This window comes from Oceanisphaera pacifica, from assembly GCF_017498065.1.
GTDB lineage: Bacteria > Pseudomonadota > Gammaproteobacteria > Enterobacterales > Aeromonadaceae > Oceanimonas > Oceanimonas pacifica.
On record NZ_JAGDFX010000005.1, the window covers coordinates 73663 to 93950 of the forward strand.

Annotated in this window: 21 protein-coding genes and 5 tRNA genes; 14 read left to right on the forward strand and 12 right to left on the reverse strand. The window is 45.4% G+C overall.

Annotated elements, in window-relative coordinates; all coding sequences use genetic code 11:
• Positions 1–37 precede the first annotated feature (37 nt).
• Positions 38–1174 (forward strand): MalY/PatB family protein, encoded by a 1137-nt coding sequence (locus J3U76_RS05430; RefSeq protein ID WP_208004884.1) that lies wholly within the window; start codon positions 38–40, stop codon positions 1172–1174.
• A 563-nt stretch (positions 1175–1737) separates the two neighbouring features.
• On the opposite strand, the gene J3U76_RS05435 is transcribed toward J3U76_RS05430, so the two are convergent.
• Together J3U76_RS05435 and J3U76_RS05440 are read right to left on the reverse strand one after the other, a co-directional pair.
• Positions 1738–1828, reverse strand: a tRNA-Ser gene (locus J3U76_RS05435).
• Between the two features lie 66 nt (positions 1829–1894).
• Entirely contained in the window at positions 1895–2110 is a 216-nt protein-coding gene (locus J3U76_RS05440; protein WP_208004885.1) for a hypothetical protein, read from the reverse strand.
• A 118-nt stretch (positions 2111–2228) separates the two neighbouring features.
• Here J3U76_RS05440 and J3U76_RS05445 point away from each other — a divergent pair, with 118 nt between their 5' ends.
• Complete coding sequence (locus tag J3U76_RS05445; protein WP_208004887.1) at positions 2229–2732, forward strand: HPP family protein; 504 nt, start codon at positions 2229–2231, stop codon at positions 2730–2732.
• 253 nt (positions 2733–2985) lie between these two features.
• Here J3U76_RS05445 and J3U76_RS05450 read toward each other — a convergent pair whose 3' ends face one another.
• From J3U76_RS05450 to seqA, 4 genes are all read right to left on the reverse strand, one after another.
• The gene (locus tag J3U76_RS05450) at positions 2986–3843 is read right to left on the reverse strand and encodes an outer membrane protein OmpK (RefSeq protein WP_208004888.1); all 858 of its coding nucleotides are present in this window, start codon (positions 3841–3843) and stop codon (positions 2986–2988) included.
• Positions 3844–4062: 219 nt separating this feature from the next.
• Positions 4063–5133, reverse strand: a complete 1071-nt coding sequence (astE, locus tag J3U76_RS05455; protein WP_208004891.1) for a succinylglutamate desuccinylase — start codon at positions 5131–5133, stop codon at positions 4063–4065.
• Positions 5134–5204: 71 nt separating this feature from the next.
• On the reverse strand, positions 5205–6848 hold the full coding sequence (gene pgm / locus J3U76_RS05460) for a phosphoglucomutase (alpha-D-glucose-1,6-bisphosphate-dependent) (RefSeq protein WP_208004893.1): 1644 nt from the start codon (positions 6846–6848) through the stop codon (positions 5205–5207).
• Positions 6849–6886: 38 nt separating this feature from the next.
• On the reverse strand, positions 6887–7402 hold the full coding sequence (seqA, locus tag J3U76_RS05465; protein ID WP_208005021.1) for a replication initiation negative regulator SeqA: 516 nt from the start codon (positions 7400–7402) through the stop codon (positions 6887–6889).
• 133 nt (positions 7403–7535) lie between these two features.
• Here seqA and J3U76_RS05470 point away from each other — a divergent pair, with 133 nt between their 5' ends.
• The 5 genes from J3U76_RS05470 (at position 7536) to J3U76_RS05490 (ending at position 10477) form a co-directional block, all read left to right on the forward strand.
• Complete coding sequence (locus J3U76_RS05470) at positions 7536–8306, forward strand: alpha/beta fold hydrolase (protein WP_208004895.1); 771 nt, start codon at positions 7536–7538, stop codon at positions 8304–8306.
• A 56-nt stretch (positions 8307–8362) separates the two neighbouring features.
• Complete coding sequence (locus J3U76_RS05475) at positions 8363–8584, forward strand: DUF2788 domain-containing protein (protein ID WP_208005022.1); 222 nt, start codon at positions 8363–8365, stop codon at positions 8582–8584.
• A 3-nt stretch (positions 8585–8587) separates the two neighbouring features.
• Positions 8588–8872 (forward strand): LexA regulated protein, encoded by a 285-nt coding sequence (gene ybfE, locus J3U76_RS05480; protein ID WP_208004897.1) that lies wholly within the window; start codon positions 8588–8590, stop codon positions 8870–8872.
• 45 nt (positions 8873–8917) lie between these two features.
• Positions 8918–9445 (forward strand): flavodoxin FldA, encoded by a 528-nt coding sequence (gene fldA, locus J3U76_RS05485; protein WP_208004899.1) that lies wholly within the window; start codon positions 8918–8920, stop codon positions 9443–9445.
• Between the two features lie 126 nt (positions 9446–9571).
• A complete protein-coding gene (locus tag J3U76_RS05490) occupies positions 9572–10477 on the forward strand; it encodes a L,D-transpeptidase family protein (RefSeq protein WP_208004903.1) in 906 nt (301 codons plus the stop codon).
• Between the two features lie 263 nt (positions 10478–10740).
• Here J3U76_RS05490 and J3U76_RS05495 read toward each other — a convergent pair whose 3' ends face one another.
• Positions 10741–10983, reverse strand: coding sequence for an LPP leucine zipper domain-containing protein (locus J3U76_RS05495; RefSeq protein ID WP_208004904.1), 243 nt, complete (start codon positions 10981–10983; stop codon positions 10741–10743).
• A 131-nt stretch (positions 10984–11114) separates the two neighbouring features.
• Positions 11115–11579 (reverse strand): DUF4442 domain-containing protein, encoded by a 465-nt coding sequence (locus J3U76_RS05500; RefSeq protein WP_243454103.1) that lies wholly within the window; start codon positions 11577–11579, stop codon positions 11115–11117.
• 175 nt (positions 11580–11754) lie between these two features.
• Here J3U76_RS05500 and fur point away from each other — a divergent pair, with 175 nt between their 5' ends.
• Positions 11755–12192, forward strand: coding sequence for a ferric iron uptake transcriptional regulator (gene fur, locus J3U76_RS05505; protein ID WP_208004910.1), 438 nt, complete (start codon positions 11755–11757; stop codon positions 12190–12192).
• Between the two features lie 85 nt (positions 12193–12277).
• On the opposite strand, the gene glnS is transcribed toward fur, so the two are convergent.
• On the reverse strand, positions 12278–13942 hold the full coding sequence (gene glnS / locus J3U76_RS05510) for a glutamine--tRNA ligase (protein ID WP_208004911.1): 1665 nt from the start codon (positions 13940–13942) through the stop codon (positions 12278–12280).
• Between the two features lie 339 nt (positions 13943–14281).
• On the opposite strand from glnS, the gene J3U76_RS05515 reads away from it, so the two are divergent.
• The 5 genes from J3U76_RS05515 (at position 14282) to J3U76_RS05535 (ending at position 16657) form a co-directional block, all read left to right on the forward strand.
• A tRNA-Asn gene (locus J3U76_RS05515) sits at positions 14282–14357 on the forward strand.
• A gap of 42 nt (positions 14358–14399) precedes the next feature.
• Positions 14400–14475 (forward strand) — tRNA-Asn (locus J3U76_RS05520).
• Positions 14476–14517: 42 nt separating this feature from the next.
• Positions 14518–14593: transfer RNA gene (locus J3U76_RS05525), tRNA-Asn, on the forward strand.
• A gap of 56 nt (positions 14594–14649) precedes the next feature.
• Positions 14650–14725 (forward strand) — tRNA-Asn (locus J3U76_RS05530).
• A 114-nt stretch (positions 14726–14839) separates the two neighbouring features.
• Positions 14840–16657, forward strand: a complete 1818-nt coding sequence (locus J3U76_RS05535; RefSeq protein ID WP_208004913.1) for an EAL domain-containing protein — start codon at positions 14840–14842, stop codon at positions 16655–16657.
• Between the two features lie 19 nt (positions 16658–16676).
• Here the strand turns inward: J3U76_RS05535 and J3U76_RS05540 are convergent, their stop codons facing one another.
• On the reverse strand, positions 16677–17171 hold the full coding sequence (locus J3U76_RS05540; RefSeq protein ID WP_208004915.1) for a hypothetical protein: 495 nt from the start codon (positions 17169–17171) through the stop codon (positions 16677–16679).
• Between the two features lie 170 nt (positions 17172–17341).
• Between J3U76_RS05540 and J3U76_RS05545 the strand changes: the two genes are divergently transcribed.
• Positions 17342–17734 carry a MerR family transcriptional regulator gene (locus tag J3U76_RS05545; protein ID WP_208004917.1) on the forward strand — a complete coding sequence of 131 codons (393 nt, stop codon included), beginning with the start codon at positions 17342–17344 and terminating at the stop codon, positions 17732–17734.
• Positions 17735–17762: 28 nt separating this feature from the next.
• Here the strand turns inward: J3U76_RS05545 and aroA are convergent, their stop codons facing one another.
• Positions 17763–19043 carry a 3-phosphoshikimate 1-carboxyvinyltransferase gene (aroA, locus tag J3U76_RS05550; RefSeq protein WP_208004919.1) on the reverse strand — a complete coding sequence of 427 codons (1281 nt, stop codon included), beginning with the start codon at positions 19041–19043 and terminating at the stop codon, positions 17763–17765.
• Positions 19044–19184: 141 nt separating this feature from the next.
• Positions 19185–20285: a histidinol-phosphate transaminase gene (gene hisC, locus J3U76_RS05555; protein ID WP_208004921.1), complete on the reverse strand. Its 1101-nt coding sequence runs from the start codon at positions 20283–20285 to the stop codon at positions 19185–19187.
• Positions 20286–20288 lie beyond the last annotated feature (3 nt).

Consider the following 20288-nt stretch of genomic DNA (forward strand, 5'->3'; position numbering starts at 1 on the left):
CTTATGCTAGCCCCTTAACAGTTGACAAGGATCCCTAATGTTTGATTTTGATCAGTGGATAGACAGACGCCCTACCCGTGCCCTTAAATGGCTTAAATACGAAGGCACCGATATTTTACCTATGTGGGTAGCCGATACGGAATTTAAAGCGCCACCCGCAGTCATTAAGGCGTTATCTGAGCGTGTTGAGCACGGTATTTTTGGCTATAGTCGCCCCAGCCCACAACTCACTGAGCTTATTATCAAGCGCATGGCCGATTTGTATGACTGGCACATAGACGCCGATTGGCTGGTATATATGCCGGGTGTGGTGCCTGCACTCAACCTTGCGTGTGATACTTTTACCGAGCCCAATAGCAATATTATTACTGCTAAGCCTATCTATTATCCATTTTTACACGCTCCAGGTTTTCATGGTCGTAAAGCGGCTTATGTGGATATGGTTGAACAAGACGGCCGCTGGTTACTCGATTTGACACAACTTGAAGAGCAAGCCAAACACAGTGATCTTTTCTTATTGTGTAACCCACACAACCCTGGTGGCACTATTTATACCCAAGCAGAGCTACAAGCCATTAATGACATTGCCGAACGTCATAATGTGATTGTCTGCTCCGACGAAATTCACTGTGACCTATTGCTCGATGAAGGCAAGCCGCATATTCCTTATGCCGCCGTGAGTGACGACGCCGCTAACCGCAGTGTGATCTTAATGGCCCCCAGTAAGACCTTTAATATTGCCGGTTTATGCTGCTCTTTTGCCATTATTCCTAACCCTAAGTTACGCCAGCAGTTTACCCGTGCCGCACGCGGTATTATGGCTGATGTAAACTTATTAGGTTTTGTGGCTGCCGAAGCCGCTTACCAAGACGGCGACGACTGGCTGGCCGCACAGCTAGTGTACCTGCGCGAGAATCGCGACTTATTGGTCACCCGCTTAAATCAAGTATCGGGGGTTAGGGTGTTATCCCCTGAGGCAACGTATTTGGCATGGGTAGATATTAGTGCTCTTAAGCTTGATGATCCGGTGGGCTTTTTTGAGCAAGCTGGTGTGGGCGTTTCTCCGGGAGGTCAGTTTGGTGGTAGCGACTTTATTCGCATCAACTTCGGTTGCCCTCGCGCCATGCTAGAGCAAGCGCTAGATCGCATGATTAGTGCCATAGCAGCGCGCTAGCTTTAAAGCTGTAGCTGAAATAATAAAAACGCCGCCTAGCTAATGTAGCTAAGCGGCGTTTTTATTAGCTTGGCGCTGTGCTTCTTGTGCGAATAAGTTCGCCCTTACAAAAAGCCAGAGCCCCCCTTTGGTCATTGCGAGGAGTGCAACGACGCGGCAATCCATCTAACAGACAGTAATAAGCTTGAAGCTAGAAGCCGGAAGTAAAACCAAAAATAAAAATGCCTTAGTGTTTTTGTTTAGCTTACCGCTTCCAGCTCTGAGCTTCCGGCTTTCTATACGCTTTACGTTGAGCGCCTGACGAAAAAACAAAACCGCAGTTTTTCTTTAACCTAAAGCGGTCAGCGTTAGACGTAGCACTTTCTTTGAAATGGATTGCCGCGCTACGCCCGCAAAGACGAAATAAGAGCGCATAACAATATAGTACAAAGCCTTGACATCCAACAGAGTATCTACAAAAGAACACCGACGATGGCACAGAGGCGTTAAGGTTTAAACAATAATGATAAATGTCAGGCACAAAAAAGGCCTTGCTATATAGCAAGGCCTTTTTTGTTTTCTTATGGCGGAGGAGCAGGGATTTGAACCCTGGATGGGCTATAAACCCATGCCGGTTTTCAAGACCGGTGCATTCAACCACTCTGCCACCCCTCCGAACGAGATGAATAGTACTGATAGTTAGCCCTGCTGTAAACAGCTAATTGTTTGATTGCTGACTAATTAATCACTTTGATCGTTTTCTGGCTTACGGTCGGTATTATCAGGTGAAGTTTGAGACTTGGGCTGCTGTAATTCAACAAAGTATTGCTGCAAAAAGGCATCATCTAAAGGAGAAAGGTCAAAGCGCCGACTGGCTTCATTCACTAAATGTTCGTCAATCGTCGTATGCTCGACGATCCAGGCTATGGCTTTACGTAACGATTCATGTTCACTCATATCGCCTCCAGTACTAAGTTATTACATTCGCGTTTTACATTTACCTTTAAATTGATATGTACTTTGAATACACTTTTAATTTCCTGAGATCCACTTCACCCTTTTACACTGAGGTTATATGCACTTAAAACATCGACTGCGCGACGCCACTCTCGCAGGACTCGCCGCTTTTACTGCCGTCATTGTATTGAGTTATCTAAAGAACTGGACTCACTTTATGATCTTGAGTGCGCCATTAGGGGCAACGTTAGTATTGTTATTACTGCTGCCCTCGGCCCCTTTATCTCGCCCTAAACATGTTATTTTGGGCCATTTACTCACCACTATTCTTTCTATTATAGGCCTAAAGTTCATACCTGACCCCATGATAGGACTGGCAATTTGCTTTGGCTTAAGTTTTACCTTAATGGTGTTAACCGATACCTTACACCCACCCGCCGGTGCCAATCCGATTCTTATTTACTTAGCTGATCCTGAACTGGCCGCATTAGACTTTATTTTACCCACTCTGTTTGGCACCTTGTTTATGATTGGCTTTGCCAGCATCTATCATTATATTTTTACCCATAGACGCTACCCTTTTGGCCCTAAGGTGGCGAAAGCAGAAAAAAAGACGGTATAGCCAATACGGCTGTCACCGCTAACAAGCAGCCGTACGCTTTACGCTGAGTGCCTGATGAAAAACAAAACTGTAGTTTTTCTTTAACGTAAAGCGCTCAGCGTTAGGCATAGCGCTTTCTTTTGAAATGGATTGCCGCGTCGCTTCGCGACTCGCAATGACCAAAGGGCAGTTTAGCTAGTACCACCAATAAAAAGAGCGCCACATTGGGCGCTCTTTTTATCTGTAATGGCTATATGCTAACCGTTAAATATACTTAGAAGTGCCATTCTAAATTGAAGGTTGGCGCATGTGTATCTACACCGGGAGCACCAGTAATACCGAACTTATTATTCCAATATTCGTAACCTACACCCGCCCAAACAGTGTTGTTCTTATTGAAAGCCAACTGACCTACATCAACCATTAAAGAGGTACGTACTAGTTGCTCATCGGTAGTGCCCTTACCTTTAGCCGTATTGTAGTTACCAAAGCCCTGGAACTTCATGGGTACTGAACCTACTTGGAAAGGCAGTCCCCAAGTTAAGTTATAGATTGTGTAGTCATTAAACGTTACATCATTAGGTTTTGGAGTAAGAAGGGTGCTATTTTTTCCATTATGATTACGCTCATGAGCGTATAACACGCTAAAATCTAAGAAACCTTTAGGTACATCAAACTTTAAAGTAGGGCCCACTACCAACATTTGCTTGCGAGGAGCGACTTCAGTATTTTTGGTATTCAGATCAAAACCAGCAGTTAGACCAACTTCTTTAACTGGGCCGAAACTTAAGTCTTTATCAAATATTTTACCTAAGTGCAACTGATGGCGATAAGTCACATAAGCTTCAAATGCACCGTCACCCTCACCTCGTGCGTCACCATTCGCTGGATCTTGATTGTCTGATTGTAACAAATCAACGTTGAAGAAGTTTTGTCCGTAATCATAACCGCTAGCGTGGGTCAGGCTTAGTATATGCTTTTCCACATCATTCGGATTAAAAGGTTCCGTAAAATCCGATCCATAACGATAACCGACAGAGGTATCAGACCAGTTAGCGGCGCTAACGTGAGGGGCGGCTACGGCCATAGCCAATGCAGAAACAGTTAAAATGCGCTTACTCATTTGCTTCATTTGTGATTCCTTCACTTATTAAAATATAACGCACCAGCTAATATAAGACATAGCGTTACTTGTATACTATCGACTGGATGTTGATGAGTAATAAATTACACACATCGACACCAAAAATCTACATTTTGTTCACAAAATAAATCAAGTAATTAAACTTAAAGGTGCTAGTGTGATCTAACGCAACTTTTGTTAACAATAACTCATCGCTAATTTTAGTGTTTAAACCAACATATTTCCTTTTAATTCAGTTACTTCTACCATTAATGCTGCTCGTTGCTGTAAGGCGACCTTGGCATTGGGAAACACTATAGCTTGCGGCTTTTCGCCGACTCGCCATTGCCAATCACCATCTTCTGCCAGCAAAGTGCCAGGAGAAAAAGTACTAAAATTGGCCACATCATCAGAAAAATGAAAACAAAACTGTTCACTTTGTTTTATTACTTCTTGGCACACTTGGAATACACGCATGTGCGCAACATTAAGTTGAGGAGGCTGCCAGTCTGGCTTTTGCAGCAGTTGCGCTAAATTGTGTTCAAGTGCCGCAACTTGACTGGCATCATTTTCACCAAAGGGGTGTACTTTACCCAGCTCAACAGTAAAGGCATGGGCGCCAAAGTGATGGGCACTAAAATAGCTAAAGGTGGTAGTAGGCCCGTGCGCGAGCAAAATAGTATTAACATCTGAGTGGCATAAAAATGCCAACTCGCGGGTGTGATATGGGGCGCCATGAGTAAAAGGGTAGATAGCAAATTGGGGGTATTGTGAAGCACGAATAGCGGTATGTAAGTCGTAATGTCGCCGCTCAATATTATGATGCTTACGCTTTTGATAAAAACGAGTCACATAATGCTCCAGCCACGCAGCTCTGTCTGACTCTGTATCTTGCCCGTCAGCCGCCCTGCCCGCCTGTACTTGCACCTTTATATGCTCTTTTAAACCGTGTGCTCCTGAAAACAATCGATTGAGGTTAGTCTTCACTTCGCGAACATTTAAGTTAATGGCTGAGAGATTGCCAAAGATCAGTAGTAATCGCTGTTGGCAACGCAGCCGACCGTTCACAATATCATTCAGTAACCGAGTACACAGCTCAATGGGCGCAGTTTCATTACCATGAATACCACAAGATAACACCAGATCGAGATTGGCAGGTGCTGGGGGTTCAATACACACCACACCGGTATTCCACACCTGTATTTGTGTGCCATCAGGCAAGGTTTCATTAAAGGGTGCAAGGTAGTGCGGATGAGCACAACTGAGGGCGAGAAAATCATTAAGTCGACTGGCGTTCATAGGTACCTCACCTAAAAATGTGAGGGGTTAGGGAGGCTAAGCGCATCACACCTCCCCCTCACAACAGTTAACTAGACACCGGATTTAGTAAAGGTGGCGTTTACTAGCGATTGCGCCTCTTGAATAAGACGCGTTAGATGCTCAGCTCCCCGAAAGCTTTCAGCATAAATTTTATATACCTGCTCGGTACCACTAGGGCGCGCGGCAAACCAGCCATGATCGGTCACCACTTTAAGGCCGCCAATTGCGGCATTATTGCCAGGGGCCTGCGTGAGCCGTGCAATAATAGGGTCACCGGCCAAGGTCTCAGCTTTTATCGCATCGGCCTCTAATTTGGCTAATATCTGTTTTTGTTCAAAAGTGGCGGGGGCATCAACACGGGCATACACAGGATCGCCTAATTGCTCAACCAGCTGTGCGTAATATTGATGCGGTGTAAGACCTGTGACCGCTAATATTTCAGCGGCCAATAAAGAAGGGATAAAACCGTCTTTATCAGTGCTCCATACTTGACCATTCATCCGTAAAAACGAAGCGCCAGCGCTTTCTTCTCCGCCAAATCCTAAATGACCTTCAAGTAAGTCATTAACATACCACTTAAAGCCCACTGGCACTTCCATTAAGCGCCGCCCTAACTGTGCCGCTACGCGGTCGATCATGGATGATGAAACTAATGTTTTTCCTACTGCGAGATCATTAGACCAAGCCGGTCTATGGGTAAAGAGATAATGAATGCATACCGCTAAATAATGGTTAGGATTCATTAAGCCTTCACTATCTACAATACCATGGCGGTCGTAATCAGGATCATTAGCACAAGCAATATCAAAGTCGTCTTTCATGCCTAGCAAGTTAGCCATGCAATCGGGGCTTGAGCAGTCCATGCGAATTTTTCCGTCATGATCTAGCGTCATAAATGAAAAAGTTGGATCTTGGCTCGAGTTAACCACGGTAATATCAAGGCCATAGCGTTTGGCAATATGCGGCCAGTAAGCTAAACCTGCACCGCCTAGGGGATCGACACCTATTCGCAATTGAGCTTTACGAATCGCCTCCATGTCGATCACTTCACCTAACTCACTAACGTAATTGTCAATATAGTCAAAGGGTACGGCTTGGGTTAGTGCCTCAGCCAGTGGCTGTTTATTAATGCCTTTACCTCGCTGTGCAATAAGGTGATTTGCTCTGTCTTGGATCCAACCTGTGGTAATGCTAGAAGCAGGTCCACCATCGGGGCCGTTATACTTGATGCCTCCATCACGAGGCGGGTTATGGGAAGGCGTAATGACGATGCCATCGGCTAATGCAGCAGGGTGAACCCGATTATGATTAAGGATGGCATGAGACACCACAGGCGTTGGTGTATAGCCTCGCTCAGGCTGTATTCTTACTTCAATGTTGTGGGCGGTTAATACTTCAAGCGCTGAGCCCCAAGCCGCTTCTGATAAAGCATGAGTATCCATCCCTAAATACAAAGGCCCCGTTATCTGTTGTGTGTGGCGATATTCAGCAATTGCCTGACAGATGGCATGGATATGCATTTCATTAAAGCTTAAATCCAAAGCGCATCCCCGATGCCCCGAGGTACCAAAAGACACCTGTTGCTCTACTTGAGATGCATCGGGTATGTATTGATAGTACGCAGATATTAATCGCGCAACATTGACCAGCTCAGTGGCATTAGCACGCATACCGGCTCTGGGGTGTCTACTCATGTCCTTCCTTATATCAGCGTTCAGCTGTTTAACTTAAATTAAATGCTATGACACACTCGCTCAATCAAGCTATGCGAATACCCCATGGCAGCCATTAGCTGCGCCACTATATTGCGCTTACGTCCAGTATTGGTATTGGTAATCACCCAATAAGGACTACCTGCAATGGCTTTAGGCTTAGTAGTATTGCCACTGGCTAACAAAGCGGCTTCATCGTCGGCAAAATAAATACGTTTACGGCCTTTAATATCACTCGCTTGAGCAAAAGCGCTGGGGTTGTCTTGATATAAAACCGATAATATATGCATAAAGCGATCAATAGCCGATTCTTGCTCGACTAATACATTACTTTTTAGCATTTCTTGAACACGTTGGCCGACTGCAACCTCGGGGGCGGCAGTTTTGGCTACATTGGCTGCAGGCTCTTTAGCTTGAGCCTCAACTGACTCAAGCTGTAACAAACGCCTAAGAATGTCTGACGCACTCTCCCCAATATGGCGGGTATTACTGGCAATATAACGATATAGATCTTCATCGATCTCTATGCTTTTCATCATGTTGTTTGGCATGTCCACTCCCAATGACGGAGCCTGATTATACATGGAGCTTGGGTTGAGCCCAAGCGGGTTGCGCCTAATGCACGTTCAAGCAACAATATCTGCTTTAAATTCTCGCTAGGGAGCTCTCATGCAATTAAATTTTCGTCGCCAAGGCCAAGGCCAAGCGGTAATTGTGATCCACGGCTTATTTGGCAGTTTGGATAACTTAAATGGCTTGAGCAAGGCATTAGCCGTAAATTATGACGTTATTAGTGTTGATTTGCGCAATCATGGGCTCTCACCACGCAGTGCACACTTAGACTATCCCACAATGGCCAAGGATATTATCGCACTTATCGAGCAGCTGGCATTAAGCAAGCCGATATTAATCGGCCACTCTATGGGCGGAAAAGTGGCCATGATGGCAGCCGGCCTGGCACCTGAACTGATCCGCGCCATTATAGTTGCGGATATGGCGCCAGTCGCCTATACCCAAGCTCGTCATAATGCAGTCTTTGCCGGTTTACAAGCAGTCATCAAGGCTGAGCCTCAAGATAGAAAATCAGCCGATGAAGTACTGGGCCAGCATGTACAGATGATGGGAGTGCGCCAATTTTTATTAAAATCATTTATCCCCAATAGCCCCACTAAGCCTTGGCGTTTTAACGTGCCCGCTTTACTGGAGCATTACCCCAATATTATGGGCTGGCCAGGCTTTGAGTCCCCCTACTCAGGCCCAGTTCTTTTTATTAAAGGCGGCGAGTCGGATTATTTAACCCCCGAGTATCAAGCTGAGGTGATACGCCAGTTTCCAAAAGCAAAAGCCAAGGTAATAGCAGGCACCGGGCACTGGTTACACGCAGAAAAACCTCAGTTATTTAATCGCCTAGTAGAAGATTTCCTTGCTCAGGTCAGTTAACAGCCTTAAATCCTTTATGTTATAGTAACGCTAATTTACAGTGGTCGGACGATATGATGTCTTTAGAACAAATTGAGCTACTAGAAACTTGGGGCCTAAAGCTTTTTTTTGTAGCTATTTTTCTGTTGATTGGGCTCGCAATTCAAGATGTACTCAAGAGAGGTAATGTGCCTAAATTTGGCCGTTACGTAGTATGGCTCGTCTTATTTTTAGGCTGCTCTGGCTTTATTGCAAAAGGCATTATAGAAGCGTTATGGGAAGGATCCGGTGTAGGTTAACTCATGGCAAAGCAAGATACCGATAGAACAACGCTGGATTTATTTGCTGATGAACGCAGGCGAGGTCGACCTAAAACCAACCCTCTGCCACGAGAAGTGCAGCTTAAGTTCAATAAGCGTAACCAACTTAAGCGTGATCGCGAACGCGGCCTCAGTCGCATAGAACTAAAGGTCGATCAGGCATTATTAACTAGATTGAATTTACTGGCCGCCGAGCAACAGCTTAGTCGAGCCGATTTGATCCAAGTCTTGCTGTTGCAACAGCTTGAACTACAGGACAGCCAATAGGCCCATGGCCTGATTATTCACATTTTCGATAGGTGCAACTTTATTATGGCAAGTGTAGGTCTATTTTTTGGAAGTGATACCGGTAATACCGAAGCCGTTGCCAAAATGATCCAGAAAGAACTGGGCAAAAATCTGATTGACGTACATGATATTGCAAAGAGTACGAAAGAAGATATTGCTGGCTTCGATCTATTGCTACTGGGTATTCCAACTTGGTATTACGGCGAATCTCAAGCCGATTGGGATGATTTTTTCCCTGAACTAGAAACCATCGACTTTAACGATAAGTTAGTGGCTATTTTTGGCTGTGGTGACCAAGAAGATTATGCAGAGTATTTCCTAGATGCCATGGGTACACTGCGTGACATCATTGAGCCTAAAGGAGCCATTATAGTCGGTCACTGGCCAACTGAAGGCTACGAGTTTGAAGCCTCTCAAGGGTTGGTAGATGATGCTCACTTTATTGGTTTAGGCATTGATGAAGATCGCCAGCCAGAGCTAACACAAAAACGTGTTAAAGACTGGTGTAAACAAGTATATGAAGAAATGTGCTTGAAAGAGCTAGAGTCTTAATCCGCTTTTTTAGCCTAATAAGGGATGCAAAGCTGCGTCCCTTTTTTTTGTATCTTCAAAGTTAACCTGCAATGATGCACTAATATAATAGAGTCCATACGACGATCAGGTGACGAGAATTTTATTATGAAAAAATTAACGATTTTACTGCTCTTTCTGCTACTACCTAGCACGTCTGTATTAGCTAACATTACTCCCCTGCCGCTGCCCAAAACTAAAGGACAGCCTGTTGGTCAAATATTACTGCATACCACACAAGAAGGAGACACCTTAGCCAGCCTAGCACGGTATTATGGAGTGAGTCCTATCTTGTTGATGGCAGCCAACCCAGACCAAGACTTATTATTATTAAAGCCAGGGCAAGAGGTCATTATTCCTAATCAGTTGTTACTGCCTAACGCAGATACTAAAGGTATAGTGATCAACCTCGCTGAGCTGCGTCTTTATTACTACCCTGAAGATGGCAGCGATGTTTATGTATTCCCTATTGGTATTGGTCGTGTCGGGCGTTCAACCCCTGAGATGACCACCAGCATTAGCCAAATGCGTAAAGATCCGACCTGGACCCCCACTACCACTACCCGCCGCGAATACGAAGAAATGGGCAAACCTTTGCCTGCGGTTGTACCTGCAGGACCTGATAATCCGCTTGGTGAGTATGCCATGCGTTTAGCCTATGGCCGTGGCGAGTATCTTATTCACGGCACCAATGCGCCATTAGATGTCGGCTTGCGCTCCAGTGCGGGCTGCATTCGTATGTACCCTGAGCATGTTGAATGGTTATTTGCACAGGTGGCTCGTGGCGTACAGGTACAAATTGTTAATCAAGCCCTTAAAGTGAGTACCGATGAGTATGGGCAGACCTTTATTGAGTCTCATGAGCCCTTAACGCCCGAGGGCTTAGCAGATGAAACGCCACTAGATATGAGTACCTTAACGCCCTTGATAGAACGAGGTGCTAATCAAGAACTGATTGAGCAAATTATTGGCCATCGCCAAGGCATGCCACAAGTGGTCGGTCAACTGCCTTAACACGCGATTTAGCAGCCGTACTCTTTACACTAAGCGCCTGACGAAAAAACAAAACCGCAGTTTCTCTTTAATGTAAAGCGGTTAGCGTTAGATGTAGCGCTTTCTTTCGAAATTGATTGCCGCGCTACGCTCGCAAAGACGAAATAAGGGCGCATCACAATATAGTGCCAAACCTTGATGTCCAACAGAATATCGACATAACACTGCTAAATTTTAGACAAAAAAAAGCCTGGCCGAAGCCAGGCTTTTCCGTTTCACTAATATTATTTAGTGTAACGACCCATCTGATCAAGACGAGAATTAGCGCGATCTGCAGAAGCACGAGCTTCAGCAACATCAGCAGCCAAACGATCAATTTTAGCAGAGTTCATTTGCTGACCTTGCTGAACAGCTTGGATGTCTTGTGACAGACCGTCCAGCTTAGTTTCAACGCCAGTGTTTGAGCTACAACCAGCTAGCATCAAAGTACCAACGATACCTGCAGTTAACATCATTTTATTGCGCATTATATGCTCCTTGGTTTCTATGATAGTCAAAAAGACCTCTTAGGCAGCTTAAGTATGGACGAAGTTCCCTAGTAATCGCAAATAATTTTACAATTTATAACATAAGAAAAAATTTCTGCTCTTCTCTTATATTACTTATTTGTTTTTTTGCGCACATAGAGTGTTCGTTCTACCTCAGCTATTAGCGCCCCTTCCTCATCTAAGATATTAATACGAAAACGAGGAAAATGCTTATGACCATCTAGGGTCGCACTGAGTATCTCATTAAGCCGCTCTTGGCTCAAATGAATATCAGCATAAACACGGCCTCGCCCCGGCTTAATAAAGGTAATATTGGCCCCTCTATCCCATATATAATAGTCTTCTCCGAGAATTCCCATTAATAACATCGAATAGACAGGATCTGTCATAGAGAACAAACTACCACCATATTGCGTGCGGTTGGCATTTTTATTCCACCACCTGAGCTTTAGTCCCACTCGACAATATCGATAGTCTTGACCCAACTTTTCTATACGAATACCCGCCCCCCAAAAAGGCGGCCAGCAATTCATAAGCCATTTGAGTAAACGTGGGCGAGCAAATAAATATCTCATCATCTCATCTGACCAGGCTAAAGAAAAAGCAATACTAACAAAATAAGGTGTCATAATCAGAGTTATTGCTCTAGATCATGGCAAGTGTGTACAAAAGCCGATTGAAGGTTGCCTTTAAAGAGCAGAACACGCACAATGAAAGCAATAACCTCACAAATTGCGAAACTTTATTCTTATGGCTGACAACAATCAAGCGTTGAAGAAAGCAGGTCTCAAGGTGACGCTTCCTCGCGTAAAAATCCTTGAACTGCTACAACACCCCGACACTGAGCATGTAAGTGCTGAAGATCTTTACAAAATGCTGATTGATCAGGGTGAAGAAATTGGTTTGGCTACCGTTTATCGTGTACTTAACCAATTTGATGATGCCGGCATCGTCGCCCGCCATCACTTTGAAGGTGGCAAGTCAGTATTTGAATTGGCGACTCAAGAACACCATGACCATTTAGTGTGCCTAGATTGTGGCAAGGTCATTGAGTTCCATGACGAAATCATTGAAGAGCGCCAACAGATCATTGCTAATCAGTTTAATATTAAACTGACCAACCACAGTTTATATCTGTATGGACATTGTCACGACACACCTTGTCAGCATAATGATGCACAAGAGTAAGTGTTAACGTGTTCTAAATAAAAAAGCCGCACAATTGTGCGGCTTTTTTTTATGGGCGGCTAACACCACCATATTTAAACATGAGTTAGGCGCCTTCTTCTTTACCCCAAGAGTCACGTAAAGCCACTGTTAGGTTGAACACCATTCCCTCACTTTGATTATCGCGGCAGAAATAGCCTTCTCGTTCAAACTGATAGGCATGCTCGGGCTTAGCATCACACAGTGATGGTTCAACAATCGCGCCCGTTAATACTTGTAAAGAAGTGGGGTTGAGTGTCTCTTCTAATGACTCAATCGCGCCTGGGTTTGGCACATTGAACAGGCGATCATATAAACGTACTTCAGCCGGTACCCCATGACTCGCCGATACCCAATGGATCACACCTTTTACTTTACGGCCATCGGCTGGCGATTTACCTAAGGTGTCAGCATCATAGGTACAGAAAATAGTGGTGATGTTACCGTCTGCGTCTTTTTCAATACGCTCTGCTTTAATTACATAAGCATTACGCAAGCGAACTTCTTTGCCTAATACCAAGCGCTTATACTTTTTGTTGGCTTCTTCACGAAAGTCAGCCGCATCAATAAAAACTTCACGCGTAAAAGGTAAAGCACGTGTCCCCATTTCCGGCTTATTAGGATGCAGCGGCGCTTGCAGGGTTTCTTCGTGATCCGCCGGCATATTCTCAATCACTACGCGTACGGGATTTAACACCGCCATAGCACGCGGCGCATTTTCATTGAGATCTTCACGAATACAGGCTTCTAACATGCCCATTTCAATGGTGTTGTCTTGCTTAGTTACCCCAATGCGCAAACAAAACTCACGAATAGCAGCAGGAGTATAACCACGACGGCGCAAGCCCGAAATAGTTGGCATTCTCGGGTCATTCCAGCCTTCAACATGACCCTCTACAACCAACTGGTTAAGCTTGCGCTTAGACATCATGGTATATTCAAGGTTAAGGCGAGAAAACTCGTACTGGCGCGGATGACAATCGATACTAATGTTATCTAACACCCAGTCGTATAATCGGCGGTTATCCTGAAACTCTAACGTACATAGCGAGTGGCTGATCCCCTCCAGTGCATCAGAAATACAATGCGTAAAATCATACATCGGATAGATGCACCATTTATCACCGGTTTGATGGTGATGAGCAAAACGCACTCGATACAACACAGGATCACGCATCACCATAAACGACGATGCCATGTCGATTTTAGCACGCAGACAAATCACACCTTCTTCAAACTCACCATTACGCATACGCGCAAATAAGTCTAAACTCTCTGCCACGGGGCGATCTCGATAAGGGCTATTCGTTCCTGGCGAGGTCAAGGTGCCACGATGTTCACGGATTTGCTCTGGTGTTTGCTCATCTATATAGGCCAACCCTTTTTCGATAAGCTCAACCGCATACCCATATAGCTGCTCAAAATAATCGGAAGAGTAGCGAATATCACCACTCCACTCAAAACCCAACCAGCGCACGTCTTGCTGAATAGATGCAACATACTCAACATTTTCTTTTTCTGGGTTCGTATCATCAAAGCGTAAATTACACTTCCCTTGGTAATGCTCAGCAATACCAAAGTTTAGACAGATGGATTTGGCGTGACCAATATGAAGATAACCGTTTGGCTCTGGCGGAAAACGGGTCTGTACCGACTGATGCTTACCGCTGGCTAAATCATCATTAATGATTTGACGAATAAAATTACTAGGACTCGGGTCCACCTGACTCATTCATACACCTCGAACGTGGGAATGGCATTCTCAAAAATACTATGATCCACTATCTACGCCTGCGGCTCAAGAGCTCACACCGAATAAACTTTCAAAAAAGACCACCTAAACCCTCGTATTTTGGAGTCGGCTATTTTTTCATCTACCGCGACATAAATCCGCTAACTCGATAAGCATCCGTCACGCCGCCCCACTTAAATAATGCAAGTTGGTGTATATTTATGCCATTACTGCACATACTTTCAACAAACGCGCGTATTTAGTAAGTTATGCGCTTTTGAGTGTTGACAGCTCACTGTGCACCATTTAACATTCGCCTCGCATTCAAGCAATGCCTGTTCCCCTTTAGTTCAGTTGGTAGAACGCCGGACTGTTAATCCGTATGTCGCTGGTTCAAGTCCAGCAAGGGGAGCCAATTTTAAGCAGTAAGAAAGTTAAGTAAGTCGTTAGTTTTTGTTCCCCTTTAGTTCAGTTGGTAGAACGCCGGACTGTTAATCCGTATGTCGCTGGTTCAAGTCCAGCAAGGGGAGCCACTTTTAAGTAGTAAGAAAGTTAAGTAAGTCGTTAGTTTTTGTTCCCCTTTAGTTCAGTTGGTAGAACGCCGGACTGTTAATCCGTATGTCGCTGGTTCAAGTCCAGCAAGGGGAGCCAATTTCAATACCTAGATTTAATACATCTATTAAAATCTAGTCATCGTTTTAAGTTGTTCCCCTTTAGTTCAGTTGGTAGAACGCCGGACTGTTAATCCGTATGTCGCTGGTTCAAGTCCAGCAAGGGGAGCCAATTTCTTGTCTTATCTAAAAAATCCAGCTATAAGTACTCCACTATAATAACTCGTCTGAATCCTTTCAGAAGTGTACTATCTTTTAAATATCTCGTTTAACAAGGATTGTGGCTATGCGGGTAACTCGTCCCTTTGGTCAGACTTTGCTGTTGTCAGGATTTATTGCACTATTACTCAGCACGTTACTACCTTGGTGGGCCAGCCATCACTCGCTGCAGCAACAAGTAGACAAGGTTAATAACCACCTTGCTTACATAGTTGAGGCTCCCTCTTCATCTTTGTCGCTGTTCAATATTGCCGCGCTCTCTCGTGGACGCCCCCTTGAAAGCCAAAATCAAGCATGGTGGTTTGGTCAAGTTGCAGCTAATCATCAATATACTGTAGATAAAACACCCGTTTTCTATCAGCTCGACATTGAGACTGCCACACGCCAATGGGTACAAATCTCGTTGCCTTTGATTTTACTAACGCTGCTCATTTTCACATTTTTATATCGTAGCTGGCGCAAAGTTCAGTACAAACAAGATAGCTACTTTCAAACATTACTGCACTCACCTGAACAGGCTAAACCCAACAGCCAATCTCCAATAGAGCAAGGCATAGTGGCGTTTCATCGCCATCATCATGATCAATTAGACAACTTACAGCAACAACTTGAGCGAGCAGAGCAACAAAGCTATCAAGACAGTTTAACTGGCTTAGGTAATCGCTTTGCTTTTCGTCGTGATCTTAACCTAATTTTGGATGATGAAAATCAACTGGCTACCGCCACCTTAATGATGGTACGAGCCAGTGCCTTGCAAGAAATTAACACCGAGCAAGGGTTTCAGGCCGGCGACCAATACCTACAAGATATGGTGGCACTCATACGCAAAACCATTCAGTCTGAGGTGGGTGCCACCGCCTACCGAGTCGGCGGCAGCGAATTTGCAGTACTCACCAAAGGGCAGTGTGAGCCATTGGCTAAGCAACTGGGCACCCTATTAAACCAAGAGTTACATCACTACCAGCATATACACCACCTTAGCTGTGCGGCCTATATGGGCTTTACTCAGATATTACCAGGCCAAGCAGCAGAGCAGGTATTGATCCGGGCCGATTTAGCTCTGGCACAAGCACAAGGTGGCGAGCCCAACACCTGGAGTATGGTGCTTAAGCAAAATAAAAATGAAAACATGGGTGAAAGTCAGTGGCGCCAACGCTTACAAACCATGCTGACAGATAATAGAATCTTATTACAAGTTCAGCCTGTTAAAGTATATAAGCAAGAAATGCTGGGCTATAACGAGATTTATACGCGCTTTCCTAATGAGGATGGTGGCGTTTATCAGGCGGGCACTGTGTTTGCCATGCTACAACGTCTTAATATGTCGATGCTATTTGAGCAAAAAATTATTGAGATGATACTTGCGCAAATACACAGCCACGCACTGCCCCAGCAACGTTGGGCGATTAATCTTACCCCCGCAAGCTTACAGCAGAGTTCGTTTCTTATTTGGTTAGAACGCATACTGATGCGAGATCGCGATATTGCATCAAAACTGGTTTTTGAGCTAGACGAGCAGGTCTTACAACATCAATTAGTGGCGGCTAAACGTCTGCTCGCCATGATCCGCCGCTCTGGTGCGCGCTTTGCCGTCAGTCAATTTGGTCATGGTTATGGTTCATTTCGTTTATTAAAAGACATTAAGCCTGACTATGTGAAATTAGACGGTTTATTAGTCCGACAAATTCAAGAGGACGGGACCACACTACAATTTATACGCATGATAGTGGATTTATCTCAGCGCTTAGGCTGCTTCGTTATTGCCGAAGGGGTAGAAACAGAACAACAAAAAGACCTGCTTGAATCAATGCACATTGACGGCGTACAGGGCTACTTAATTGCCAAACCCTGCGATATGAGTCACTTTAAAGGCTTAGTCATGTAGGGCAAGCGAGCCTAGGTCACTATGCCGAAGGCGCTTTAAAGCGTAGCAATAAATTAATTAACTCCCCTAAATGTCGATAACGCGCTAGCTCATCTGGGTTATAGCGAGTCGACATTTGGGTGGGGTTATGCCGATGCTTAAGGTAGCGCATAATTTGTAAGCGGTTAAAGCCCCCTACTTTATAAACTAAACTCAGCAAATGACTAATCTGCTCTTCATCTAAACCACACAGGGCGCCATAGCCCTCATCTAGAGGGGTGTAAATATTTACCGTAACCTCAGACAACACCCCCGCCTCTTGTAAGTATTCTAACCACTGCTCTACATACATAGGCTTAGTGCCGGCTAATAGCTCAAAATAGCCTTGCCCAGACCGACATTGAGTCAGTAAGTGCACAGCCAAGGCATCGCTATCGCAAATAAAGGTCGTGCTCCCCTGCTCTCCCCAATCGAGCGCCTGCAACCGAATTTCGGCTTGGCCGCCTCTGGCGCCTCGCACTTTAAAAATAAACACACCATAACTCCGTTATTATGAGCAAAAACGAACCACCACGTCATGCAAACTTCCCAAGCTGCTCCCTTAGGCTGTAATCGTCATCAGAATTAAAACCTCGCTTCACAGTTTTCACTTATGAGTGTAAAGTTGGCTGCTAATTTGATTACTAAATGTAAGGAGTGTTTGTCATGTCCAACAAGGAAGTGACCTACCGTATTTCTGAATTGGCTCATGAGTTTGAGATCACTCCCCGCACCCTGCGCCATTACGAAGAGCTAGGGCTACTCACCCCTAAACGTAAAGGGAATACACGCCTTTACAGTCATAAAGATAAGTTTAGATTAGCGCTCACCATTAAAGGTAAACGTTTAGGCTTTAGTTTGGCAGAAATGCGTGAACTCTTCGAACTCTATGATGCCGAGCATCGCACCCGCCCACAGCTATACTCTATGGTCGCCATGATAGAAGAAAAGCGCGCCAGCCTACGCCAGCAACAAGAAGATATAGAAAAAGTACTGGCAGAGCTGGATGCCGCCGACATTAAAGCCCGTGATACCCTAGAGAAAATGAAACATCATTAAACATAGCGCCCAGCTCCGGGCGCTGTCGTTAACCGCTGATACTGGCGAGCTTGTCGAAGTAATCAGGGAAGGTTTTAGAGGTGCACTTAGGGTCTAGAATAATCACAGGCGTATTACTTAACGCCACCAATGAAAAGCACATGGCAATGCGATGATCATTATAGGTCGCAATTTCTGCTTCTTGTAACTGCGCCGCTGGGGTAACCACTAAATAATCTTCCCCCTCTTCAACCTCAACCCCCAACTTTTTTAACTCGGTGGCCATGGCGTATAAGCGATCAGTTTCTTTTACTCGCCAGTTATAAATATTACGAAGACGAGTGGTGCCGGTGGCAAACAAAGCCGCGGTAGCAATGGTCATGGCCGCATCGGGAATATGGTTCATATCCATATCCACCGCTTGTAAAGGGGCCACATGCTCGGCTTCAATAAAGTCATCACCCCAAGTTATTTTTGCCCCCATGGCTTCTAACACATCAGCAAAGCGAATATCGCCTTGTACACTATTGCGGCCAATGCCGGTCACTCTAACCTTACCTTTAATGGCACCTGCTGCTAAAAAGTACGATGCCGAAGACGCATCCCCTTCCACCAAGAAATCTCCTGGCGACACATAGCTTTGATTACCCTTAATATAAAACGTTTGGTAGTTATCGTGCTCTAACTCTATGCCAAACTGACTCATGGTGTGCAAGGTAATATCAATATAGGGCTTAGAGACTAGGTCGCCTTTAATGTGCACTCGCGTATCGCCAGAAGCCATGGGCGCGGCCATTAACAGCGCGGTTAAAAACTGGCTAGAAACAGAGCCATCAATATGAACATCTCCTCCCCACAAGCCTTTACCATTAATAAATACCGGCGGATAACCGTCATTTTTAAGGTAGCTAATATCGGCACCGGCTTCGCGCAGCGCATCCACTAAATGCTCAATGGGGCGCTCCCACATGCGCGGCTCGCCGGTTAACGTAAACTCACCCGTACCCAGTGCCAGAGCGGCACACAAAGGACGCATGGCCGTTCCTGCATTACCCAAAAATAAGGAGACCGGCTCACTAACACTAAAGGCGCGTCCAAGCCCGTGCACCACACACTCGGTTTTATCATCGGACAGTTCATATTGCACGCCCAAGGTTTTTAACGCATCCAGCATATAACGAATATCATCGCTATCAAGCAGGTTGGTTAGTCGGGTCACCCCATGAGCCTGAGCGGCCAGCAACAAAGCACGATTAGAGAGCGACTTAGAGCCGGGTAAATTCACCGTGCCCGCAACGTGGGCAATAGGAGACAGTTTGAGGCTTTCCATAACATTCCTAAAGTAAGGCTAAATAAAATGGGGCAACTTAGCGCCAGCTATTATTGCGCATTAACACGCATCACAGCTGGCATATAAGCGCTTAACGTTAGCAAGACTAAGGCGCCTAGGCAAGGCACCTTAATACACAGCTTAAGCAAGCACCTTGGTTAGGGCTTCGATACAGCGTTGGTTTTCATGCTCAAGACCAATACTAATGCGCAAACAGTGCGGCAAGCCATAACCGGCAATAGGACGCACTATCACGCCCTCACGCAATAAGGCTTCATACACAGGCATGGCATCGCGCTGTAAGTCGAGGGTAATAAAGTTGCCGCGCGAAGGCACATAACGCAAGTTTTGGCTGTCAAAGAAAGCCTCATACCGCGCCATTTCCCGACTATTAAGTGCCACAGCTTCAGATAAGTACGCCTCATCACCCAAGGCTGCCTCGGCCGCAGCCAAAGCCAGGCTGTTGCAGTTAAACGGCTCTCGTACCCGATTAAGCACGCCAATTAACTCAGGATGCGCCACCATATAACCAACTCGCAACCCAGCCAAGCCATAGGCCTTAGAGAAAGTACGCGACACTATCAGGTTAGGGTATTGTGCCAACCAGTCTATAGAAGGGTGACGCTCTTCCTCAGTCACATACTCGGTGTAGGCTTCATCCAATATCACCAACACATGCTCAGGTACTTTGGCTAAAAACGCCGCCAAGGCCGCCTTACTTAAAAAGGTACCCGTAGGGTTATTAGGGTTAGTAATACAGACCAACTTAGTTTGCTCAGTAATGGCAGCGGCCATGGCATCTAAGTCGTGACCTAAGTCTTTTGCGGGCACCACTACGGCTTGTGCGCCGTGGGCTTGAGTGGCCATGGCATACACAATAAAGGTGTACTGCGAAAATACCACCTGCTGCTTGGCACCCACAAAGGTGTGAAACACTAAATCAATCAATTCATTTGAGCCATTGCCCAATATTAACTGCTGGGTATCTACCCCCAGTTTATTGGCCAGCGCCGTTTTTAGTGCAAAGCCATTGGCATCGGGATAGCGCGCCAGCTCAGGCAAGGCGCGTTCAATGGCCGTCTTTGCTTTAGGGCTGAGTCCCAGTGGGTTTTCATTAGACGCCAGTTTAACACTGTGGCTAATCCCCAACTCTCGTTCTAATTCTTCAACCGGCTTACCCGGTTGATAAGGGTGCAATGTCTCCACCCCCGCATTCGCCAAGGCTAAATAATCAATACTCACAAA